This window comes from Pyxidicoccus fallax (genome assembly GCF_012933655.1).
Classification (GTDB): domain Bacteria; phylum Myxococcota; class Myxococcia; order Myxococcales; family Myxococcaceae; genus Myxococcus; species Myxococcus fallax.
Genome location: NZ_JABBJJ010000472.1, coordinates 1 through 7,969, shown reverse-complemented (window position 1 = coordinate 7,969; position 7,969 = coordinate 1). Strand labels below are relative to the sequence as shown.

Sequence of the window (7,969 nt, the reverse complement as noted above, 5' to 3'; positions counted from 1 at the left end):
GCCCGGAGATGGGGGCGACCGTGCCCTGGCCGTGGATGTGAAGGAGGTGCGGCGGGGCCGGCTCAACGCGCCGCTCACGCTCGTGGGCACGACGCAGCCCAGGGAGCTGGTATCCGTCCGCGCGCGGGTGGAGGGCCACCTGGAGTCGCTGACGGTGGACGTGGGTGACCGGGTGACGGAAGGCCAGGAGCTGGGACGCCTGGACACGTCGCTCCTCGACGCTGCGGTGAGCGAAGCGGAGTCCGGAGCCGCCGGAGCCCGGGCGGAAGTGGCGAGCGCGGAGGCGGCCGTGGTGCAGGCGCGCAGCGCGCTGGAGCAGGCGCGGCTCGCCCTCCAACAAGCGGAGGTGGAGCAGGAGCGCTACGCCCGCCTCGCGGAGCGGGGCATCGCCAGTCGGCAGGAGGCGGAGCAGCGCGTGACGACGGCGCGCACGGCGAGGCAGGCGGTGGAGGCGGCCGCCCAGCAGGTGCGTGCGCAGGAGAGCCTCGCGGCGGCGGCGGGCGCTCGGGTGCAGGCGCAGGGCGCGCTGGTGGCGGGCGCGCGGCAGCGACGCGACTTCGCCCTGCTGCGCTCTCCGCTGAACGGGCTGGTGATGGCCCGGCTCTTCAACCCTGGGGACCTGGTGCAGGTGGGAGGCGAGGTGCTGCGCGTCGGGGATTTCTCCGGCGTGGAGGTGGCCATCTCCGTGTCCGAGCTGGAGCTGTCGCGGGTGGAGCCGGGCGCGAAGGTGCCGGTGCGGCTCGACGCCTTCCCCGACCGGGTCTTCACGGGCACGGTGGCGCGCATCTCTCCCCAGGCGGACCCGGTGAGCCGGCTGGTGCCGGTGGAGGTGATGCTGGACAACACCGAGGGCCGCATCGGCAGCGGCCTGCTGGCCCGCGTCGAGCTGGACGAGGGCGGGGAGGAACGGCTGCTGGTGTTGGAGTCGGCGCTGCGGGTGGACAAGCCCCGGGGGCCGCCAGGGACGGCGGGTCCACCGCGGGGCACGGATGGAGGCGCGCCGCCGCCGGGCGGTGAGGGGCGCGTGTTCGTGGTGCGGGAAGGGCAGGGCGGTGCGGCCCAGGTGCAGGCGCGCGAGGTGCGCGTGGGCGCGCGTGCCGATGGACAGGTGGAGATTCTCTCCGGGCTGGAGGAGGGCGACCGCGTGGTGGTGCGTGCCGAGAAGCCGCTCCAGCCCGGCATGCGGGTCCGCCCCAGCGCGCTGTCCGACCCCGCGGGGCAGGAGCCCGGACGAGGAGGCAGGACGCAAGGCGACGCGGGAAGTGGCGGCGCTGGTGCGGGCGGGGGCACCGGCGGCGCGGGGATGAGCGTCGATGGCGGCACCAGCGAAGGACCCAGGCCGTGAGCGACGGGACGCAGGCGCCACCCGCCTCGGGAGGAGGCGCCCGTCGCGGCGGGCTCAGCGCGCTCGCGGTGCGGCGGCCCATCGGGACGATGATGCTCGCGCTCACCGCGGTGGTGCTCGGGCTCTTCTTCCTCTTCCGCCTGCCGGTGGACCTGCTGCCGTCCATCACCTACCCGCGAATCGGCGTGCGGCTGGACGCTCCCGGCATCGCGCCCGAGGTCGCGGTGGAGGAAATCACCCGTCCGCTGGAGGAAGCGCTCGCCGCGACGGAGGGCGTCGTGCAGGTGTACTCGCAGACGCGCGAGGGACGCGTCAGCGTGGACCTGTACTTCCAGCCGGGCGGAGACGTGGACCAGGCGCTCAACGACGCCACCGCCGCCGTCAACCGCGCCCGGGGCAACCTGCCCGACACCGTCGAGCAGCCCCGCCTCTTCAAGGTGGACCCCTCGCAACAGCCCGTCGTGGAGTTCGCGCTCACCTCGCCCGGACTCACCGGACAGGCCCTGCGCGTCTTCGCGGACGAGGAGCTCGCGCGTGAGCTGGCCGTGGTGCCCGGCGTGGCGTCGGTGGACGTCTCCGGCGGCGCGCTGGAGGAGGTGCAGGTCCACCTCGACCTCCAGCGGTTGCAGGCCTCGGGCCTGGGCCTCCTCGAAGTCCTCCAGGCGCTGGAGGCGGAGAACCAGGACGTGTCCGGCGGGCGGCTCGAGGGCCTGCGCGCCGAGTCCCTCGTCCGCACGGTGGGGCGCTTCCGCGAAGCCTCGGACCTGGAGCGCGTGTCCTTCCTGGTGCCCGCCCCGCAGCCGGCCGCCGGGGCGCCGGTGCTCGCCACCGCGCCGCCCCAGCAGCGCCGGGTGATGCTGGGCGAGCTGGCCCGCATCATCGACGGCACCGAGGACGAGCGCGTCTTCGTCACCCTCAACGGCCAGCCCGCCGTGAAGGTCAGCGTGCAGAAGCAACCGGACGCCAACACGGTGGACGTGGTGGAAGGGGTGAAGGCGCAGGTGGAGGAGCTGCGGCGCAGCGGGCGCCTGCCCGAGGGCGCCGTGCTCACCGCGACGCTCGACGAGTCCATCTTCATCAGCCGCTCCATCCGCGACGTGGCCTACTCGGGCCTCGCTGGCGCGGCGCTCGCGGCGGTGGTGGTGCTGCTCTTCCTCGGCTCGCTGCGGCAGACCTTCCTCGTGGTGCTGGCCATCCCCCTGGGCACGCTGCTCTCCGTCAGCCTGCTGGCGTTGTCGGGCGCGTCCCTCAACATCTTCAGCCTGGGCGGGCTGGCGGTGGGCATCGGCGCGGTGGACAGCTGCATCGTCGTGCTGGAGAACATCGTGCGCGGCGTGGACGAGCGGCGCCGCCGCAAGCAGGAGGCGCCCTCGGGCCCACCGCCCGAGCCGGACGCCACCCCGGACGCGGCGGAGCCCCCGCCGCTCTCCGAGCTGGTCCCCCTGGCCGAGTCGCGCAGCACGGAGCTGGAGTCGGCGCTGGTGGCCTCCACCACCACCAACCTCGTCGCCGTCATTCCCTTCCTGCTCATCGGCGGCTTCGTGGCGCTGCTCTTCAACGAGCTCATCCTCACGGTGCTCTTCACGGTGGGCGCCTCGCTGCTCACCGCGCTGACGGTGGTGCCGTCCCTGGCGGCGCGGCTGCTCGCGGTGCGGCGCACCAGCGGCCTGTCCCGGCTGAAGGTGATTCGCGCCTTCGCCCTCCAGGTGGAGCGCGTCACGGACCGCTATGCCTCGCTGCTGTGGCGCACGCTGCTGCACCGGCGGTGGGTGCTCGCCGGGGTGTTCGGCGCGCTGGGACTGGCGGCGGTGCTCATGCTGCCCTTCCTCTCCACCGAAATCCTCCCGCGCGTGGGCACGGGGCAGGCGCGGCTCATCGCGCAGTTTCCACCCGGGCAGCCCGTGGGCGAGAGCCAGCGCCTCATGAAGCAGGTGGACGACCTGCTCATGCGCCAGGAGGACGTGAGCTACGTCTTCACCACCGTGGGCGGCTTCCTCTTCGGCAACGCCACCTCGGAGAACCCGCTGCGCGCCTCGTCCACCATCACCCTGAAGCCGGGGACGGACACGCAGGCCTTCGTGGCGCGCATGAATCGCGAGCTGGCGAAGCTCAACCTCGTGGACATCCGGCTGCGGCTCTCGCCGGAGCAGATTCGCGGCCTCATCACCAGCAACTCCCCGGTGCGCTCGGAAATCGACGTGGTGCTGACGGGGGACGACTCCGAGGCACTGCAGCGCGCCGGCCGGCAGGTGCTGGAGGCGCTGGACGCCAACGCGAAGCTGGCGCGCTTCCGCCCGGACGCGGACCCCACGCAGCCCGAGGTACAGGTACGCCGGGACGCCGAGCGCGCGGGCCTGCTTGGCCTGTCCTCCGGTGACATCGGTCAGGCGGTGGCCACGGCCCTGGAGGGCTCCATCGCCACGCAGCTCCAGCGCGGCGAGCGCCTGGTGGACGTGCGCGTGCGGCTCGCTCCCGAGTCCCTGCGCACGCGCGCCCAGCTGGAGCAGCTCCCGCTCGTCTACTCCGGCCGCGCGCCCGTGCGGCTGTCCGAGGTGGCCACCGTCACCGAGGGCACCACGCCCGGCGAAATCCAGCGCATCAACCAGCGCGAGGTGTTCATCCTCGCGGGCGACCTGGCGGAAGGGGAGAGCCTCGGAGACGCCATCGCGGAGACGGAGCGCATCCTCGCGGGCGTGAAGCTGCCGCGCGGAGTGTCCCTGCTCCCCAGCAACGCCGCCCAGAGCAACCGGGAGCTGCAGCGCTCGCTGGCCGTGCTGGGCGCGCTGGCGGTGTTCCTGGTGCTCACGGTGATGGCGGTGCAGTACGACTCGCTCATCGACCCGTTCGTCATCCTCTTCACCATCCCCCTCGCGCTGGTGGGCGGGCTGGCCGGGCTGGTGCTGACGGGCGTGGCCCTGGGCGCCACCGCCCTCATCGGCGCGGTGCTGCTGGTGGGCATCATCGTCGGCAACGGCATCATCCTAGTCGAGCTGGCCAACCAGCTGCGCGAGGAGTCCCCCGGCCTGTCGCGGCTGGAGGCCATGCGCCTGGCCGCGCCCATGCGCCTGCGCCCCATCCTCATCACCACGCTGCTGGCCACGCTGGGGCTGGTGCCGCTCGCGCTCGGCTTCGGCGAAGGCACCGAGCTGCTGCGCCCGCTGGCCCTCGTCACCCTCTTCGGCCTGGGCGTGGGCACGCTGCTCACCCTCTTCGTGGTGCCCTGCCTCTACGTCAGCCTGCACGCGCTGGTGGCGTGGCGGCCTCGACCTCGGAAGGCAGAGGGCTGAGCCGGGTCGGCGCCTTCCCCACGTCAGCGCTCATTCCCCACGGCGTCGCGAGCGCCTCTTCCGACCTGGGGGATGTGAGCGGCTGTGCGAACCCAGACCGTGGGGCAGGGAGATGTTTTCCCCGTGAGGGGCACTGGCTCCGCATTCTCAAGAAAATCCGGCGAAGCCGTAGGTCAGGAAAGGGCGCCGAATACGTTCGGGTCGGTGGCGCCCCGGCAGGTCCTGGAGGGCACCATGAATGTGTCGGAGCTGACAGTGCGGCTGGAGGGCGCGGGCAAGGCGGAGCGGATCGCGCGCGAGGCGCTGATGGCGGTGGCCTACCAGGAACTCCGGCAGCTCGCGGGCCCCGAGGCGCGGGTCGAGGCTTCACACAACACCCTACAGCCCACGGTGCTGGTGAACGAAGCGTGGATGCGCCTGTCATCCAGTGGCGCGTTGGCCTTCGAGAACCGGCGTCACTTCTTCGGCGCGGCGGCCCAGGCCCTGCGCCGGGTGCTGGTGGACCGGGCGCGCGTGCTCCGGGCGCGGTACCGCGACGTGGGGCAGGAGCGGCTGAGCCTCAGCGCCACGGAGGTGGAGGCCCCGGCGGACATGGACATCGAGGTGCTGGAGCTGGAGCGCGCGCTCTCGGAGCTGGAGTCCTTCCAGCCGCGCCTGGCCCGCACGCTGGAGCTGCGCTACTTCGCGGGCCTGGGCGTCCAGGAGACGGCGGCGGCCCTGGGCGTGTCCCCCGCCACCGTGAAGCGGGACTGGAGCTACGCGCGCGCGTGGCTGGTGGAGCGGCTGGGGCACTGAGCGCGGGCCGCTAGCGCGAGCCGATGGGCCGCTGGAGCTGGTAGCTGCCGGCCATGGGCTGCTGGAGCTGGTAGCTGCCGGCCATGGGTTGCTGGAGCTGGTACGTGCCGATGAGCGGCTGCTGGAGCTGATAGGTGCCGATGAGCGGCTGCTCGAGCTGGTAGCTGCCCACCATCGGCTGCTGGAGCGCGTACTCGCCCGCCATCGGCGGCTCGTATACGGATTCCCCGGACTGGGGCAGCCGCCAGTCGTAGCTCCATACGTAATAGGGGTCCGCCTGCTGTTGCTGCTGGACCTCCTGCTCCTCCTGGGCCCGGGCCGTCCCGAGCACGCCCAGTCCGAGGGCGATGGCCGTCAGTGTGTGTATCCGCATGGCTCCTCCTCGCGCCGTCATCGCGGTTCGGGGTTCAAGATGTCCCCTCCCGCCGGGCCCGAGCAGCTTCCCGCGTCGGACGGCTGACCGGACCGTCGGTGCCCGGCCAGCCAGCGCCCGTCAGCGCAGCAGCAGCCGGCGCACGAGCGGCAGCGGCAGGCTGCCCTGGGCCACGAAGGCATCGTGGAACTGCTTGAGGCTCGCGTCCTTCGACGCCGTGTACTCGTGGGCCAGCCGCTGAATCTCCAGCTTGCCGAACGTGTAATAGAGGTACGTGGGGTTGTACGTGCCGCGGCGTGCCTCCTCGAAGGCGTTGGCCGGCTGCTGGAAGCAGCGCTCGCGGAAGAGGCGGGCGCCGTCCTCCACCGTCCAGCCCGCGGTGTGCAGCTTGATGCCCGTGACGTAGCGGCAGTCGCGCAGGAGGGCCTCGGACAGCTGCGCCAGCCGCAGCTTCGGGTCCCCGTTGCCGTAGCCCTGGTCGAGCATCATCTGCTCCGTGTAGTGGGCCCAGCCCTCCGCGTTGCTGCCCACGCTCACCAGCTTGCGCACCTTCGTCGGGAAGCGCGGCGCGTACAGGAACTGGAGGTAGTGGCCCGGCCACACCTCGTGGATGTTGATGAGGTCCACCACGGGCTTGTTGTACAGGCGCAGGTGTTCTTCCTTGTGCTGCGCCGTCCACTCGGGCTCCACCGGGGTGACGTAATAGAAGGCCTCGGTGGCCTTCGTCTCGAACGGGCCCGGCGTGTCCATGGACGCGAAGCTGCCCGAGCGCGCGTACGGCGGCGTCTCCTCCACGCGCGGGCGCACCTCGGAGGGGATGGTGACCAGGTCCTTCTCCACGAGGAACCGGCGCACGTTCTCCACCGAGCGGCGCACGGACGGAATCAGGTCCTCCGCGGTGGGGTGGTCCTTCTCCAGCGTGGCCATCACCTGCGCGGGCGTGAGCTTCGGGTCGATGCGCTTCGCGGTGGCGACGAAGGCCTGGTAGTCCTTCTCCAGATTCGCCTCGCCGCGCGCGAGCAGCTCCGGCAGGGGCAAATCAATCATCTCCTCGTAGCGGAGCTTGGTGAGGAAGCGCTCCTCGCCCAGCGCGTACGCGCCGGTGGAGCGGGGCAGCAGCTCCTTCTCCAGCCACTGCGCGTAGTCCCTCGCCGCCGCGGCGGCCCCGGCGTTGGCCTGGGTGAACTCGGCCAGCAGCGTGGCGTCACCGCCGGCCGCGTCCTTCGCCCACTGCGCCACCGAGCCCTCGAAGAAGCCCACCGAGCCCTTCGACATGCGCAGGGCCAGGTCGGTGAACTCGCGGGGCGGGTTCTTCACGTTGGCCTTGCCGGCGGCGAAGACGGCGGGCACCGCCTTCAGGCGGGAGATGACGGAGCGCAGGCGCTCGGCCTTCGGCGCGAAGTCGCGCTTCATCAGCCCGTCCACCGCGCCGCCGGGGAGGCCGGCGTAGGTCATGGGGTTGCGCTCCCACGTCCGCATCACGCCCAGGTCGAAGTGCTCGGCCCGGAGCTGGTTCTCCAGCGCCTCCGCGTCGATGGCCTCGTCGAAGGACAGCGAGGCCCGGTCCACCGCGCGCAGGCGGGCCAGCAGCGCCTCCAGCTCCTGGATGCGCGCCTCGATGCGCGGGCGGCTCAGGTCGTCCAGCCGGGCGTCGTACTCATGGAGGCCGTACGCGGTGGCGTTGGACGGAGAGAACTCGAAGGCCGCGGTGAACACGGCGTCCACCACCGCGGAGAAGGACTCCGGCTTCGCGGTGGTGGCCTCCGTCCGGGGCGGCTCGGCGGGCGTGGGGGTGGGCACCTGACGGGCACAGGCAAGCAGGCCACAGCAGGCGGCGAGCAGCAGACGGCGGAAGGACGGGAATGCGGGGGAGGCTCCAGTCATGCCGCCGTTCTAGCAGCGGCACGAAGCCCTGGGGCACCCGCCCGCGCGTTCCGCGAGGTGCCCCGTCGTCCCCCCTCCCTCATGGAGAGGCGTGACAGGGCACCCCGTCAGGCGTGACTACGCGTGCTTGCGGCGCACCCGCCGGCGCAGCAGGGCCAGCGCGGCGAAGCCCAGCAGGTTGAGGCCGCCAGCGCCCGAGCCGCTGCAGCCGCAGTTGCCCGAATCATCCTTGCCCGGGGTGGGCTGCGGGTCCGGGTCGGGCTGCGGGTCCGGGTCCGGCTGCGG

6 protein-coding genes are annotated in these 7,969 nt (G+C 72.5%); 3 read left to right on the top strand and 3 right to left on the bottom strand.

Annotation, left to right across the window (positions count from 1 at the left end):
• From HG543_RS49195 to HG543_RS49185, 3 genes are all read left to right on the top strand, one after another.
• Nucleotides 1-1,345: efflux RND transporter periplasmic adaptor subunit (locus HG543_RS49195; protein WP_169351904.1), on the top strand; the 1,345-nt coding region annotated here is incomplete at its 5' end.
• On the top strand, nt 1,342-4,632 hold the full coding sequence (locus HG543_RS49190) for an efflux RND transporter permease subunit (protein WP_211194706.1): 3,291 nt from the start codon (nt 1,342-1,344) through the stop codon (nt 4,630-4,632). The genes HG543_RS49195 and HG543_RS49190, both read left to right, overlap by 4 nt.
• Nucleotides 4,633-4,866: 234 nt before the next feature.
• The gene (locus HG543_RS49185) at nt 4,867-5,427 is read left to right on the top strand and encodes an ECF-type sigma factor (RefSeq protein ID WP_171818613.1); all 561 of its coding nucleotides are present in this window, start codon (nt 4,867-4,869) and stop codon (nt 5,425-5,427) included.
• A gap of 10 nt (nt 5,428-5,437) precedes the next feature.
• Here HG543_RS49185 and HG543_RS49180 read toward each other — a convergent pair whose 3' ends face one another.
• The 3 genes from HG543_RS49180 to HG543_RS57110 all read right to left on the bottom strand — a co-directional run.
• Complete coding sequence (locus tag HG543_RS49180) at nt 5,438-5,800, bottom strand: hypothetical protein (protein ID WP_169351903.1); 363 nt, start codon at nt 5,798-5,800, stop codon at nt 5,438-5,440.
• Nucleotides 5,801-5,920: 120 nt separating this feature from the next.
• The gene (locus tag HG543_RS49175; protein WP_169351902.1) at nt 5,921-7,684 is read right to left on the bottom strand and encodes a DUF885 domain-containing protein; all 1,764 of its coding nucleotides are present in this window, start codon (nt 7,682-7,684) and stop codon (nt 5,921-5,923) included.
• A gap of 117 nt (nt 7,685-7,801) precedes the next feature.
• The coding region (locus HG543_RS57110) for an MYXO-CTERM sorting domain-containing protein (RefSeq protein WP_169351901.1) at nt 7,802-7,969 on the bottom strand (168 nt) is incomplete at its 5' end.

Coding starts and splice junctions, on each gene's coding strand:
- HG543_RS49185 (WP_171818613.1), top strand. CDS start 4,867: ATGAATGTGTCGGAGCTGACAGTGCGGCTGGAGGGCGCGGGCAAGGCG.
- HG543_RS49180 (WP_169351903.1), bottom strand. CDS start 5,800: ATGCGGATACACACACTGACGGCCATCGCCCTCGGACTGGGCGTGCTC.
- HG543_RS49175 (WP_169351902.1), bottom strand. CDS start 7,684: ATGACTGGAGCCTCCCCCGCATTCCCGTCCTTCCGCCGTCTGCTGCTC.